This is a genomic window from uncultured Anaerococcus sp. (genome assembly GCF_937934665.1).
In the GTDB taxonomy this organism is placed as follows: domain Bacteria; phylum Bacillota; class Clostridia; order Tissierellales; family Peptoniphilaceae; genus Anaerococcus.
In genome coordinates this window covers 1-1,063 of the sequence record NZ_CALGYW010000086.1, presented here as the reverse complement: position 1 = coordinate 1,063, position 1,063 = coordinate 1, and the positions used below count along the sequence as shown (strand labels likewise).

General features: G+C 38.1%; 2 protein-coding genes. Both read right to left on the bottom strand.

The features are described from left to right. Positions 1–31: 31 nt before the first annotated feature. Complete coding sequence (metA, locus tag Q0410_RS04930; RefSeq protein ID WP_299033659.1) at positions 32–940, bottom strand: homoserine O-succinyltransferase; 909 nt, start codon at positions 938–940, stop codon at positions 32–34. Positions 941–949: 9 nt separating this feature from the next. Then, positions 950–1,051 carry a PLP-dependent transferase gene (locus Q0410_RS08510; RefSeq protein WP_367178712.1) on the bottom strand — a complete coding sequence of 34 codons (102 nt, stop codon included), beginning with the start codon at positions 1,049–1,051 and terminating at the stop codon, positions 950–952. Between the last annotated feature and the right edge of the window lie 12 nt (positions 1,052–1,063).

The window sequence follows — 1,063 nt, the reverse complement described above, 5'->3', positions numbered from 1 at the left end:
CGACAAGTTTGTTCTTGCCGGGCAATGGGGTTTAAATTTCATCGCTATTATAAGGGGTAGTTTGGTAAACATAGTAGTTTAGCCAATTATTAAAAAAGATATAACCTGAGGACTTCCACCTTTGGAGGATTTTTTTATTTGGGTCATCATCTAGGTAGTAGTGCTTGGCAGATGGTGTATCTAGTCCGTTTTTTATATCTCTTCTATATTCTTCATCTAGGGTTTCCTTGTCGTATTCTAGGTGGTTTAGGTTAAAGACAAATTTATCGTCCTTGGATTTGATAATGGTTGAGCCCATATCCTTATCACCTACAAGCCCTATAAGGTCAGAAACTTTCGCTACTTCTTCTTCTCTTATAGTCTTATACCTAGAGTTTGGTAGGTAGAAGACATCATCAAAGCCTAAAAGGAGTTTATCGTCTGTCTCCTTATAGTATTCGTGCACTTCAAAGAGTTTTTTATCAAGTAGATCAATTTCTACATCATAGTAATAATCAAGGGCCGCTATGGCTCCCCAACAGATAAAGAGGGTCGAAAAGACGTTCGTTTTGGCAAAGTCAAAGATCTTTGTCAGCTCCTTCCAGTATTTTATCTCATTATAGGATTTTTGTTCGAGGGGAGCCCCTGTTATTATTAGACCGTCGTATTTTTTGTTTTTAATTTTTTCGTAGGTCGTATAAAATTTTTCCAAATGTTCTTGGTAGTGGTTTGACTTATAGGACTCCATGTCAATTAGGTCTACCTCGATTTGAAGAGGTGTATTTGATAGGAGCCTTAGAAGCTGGATTTCAGTCTTTTCCTTGGTGGGCATGAGGTTAACTATACCTATTTTTAAGGGTCTAATATCCTGGCTTTCTGCCCTTGTCGTGTCCATAGTAAAGATATTTTCAGAGTCTAGGGTAGGCCTACTGATTAGGTTTTTTGGGATAATTACCGGCATAGCTTCTCCTTACTTATTAGCTTCTTTTAGGGCGTTTCCGATGTCATCTATAATATCTTGAGCGTTTTCAAGGCCTATTGATAGCCTAATTAGGTTTGGGTAGACTCCTATGGCTTCTAGGTC

Bases quoted from the DNA above. Each gene is read 5' to 3' on its own strand.
- metA (WP_299033659.1), bottom strand. From the start codon at position 940: ATGCCGGTAATTATCCCAAAAAACCTAATCAGTAGGCCTACCCTAGAC.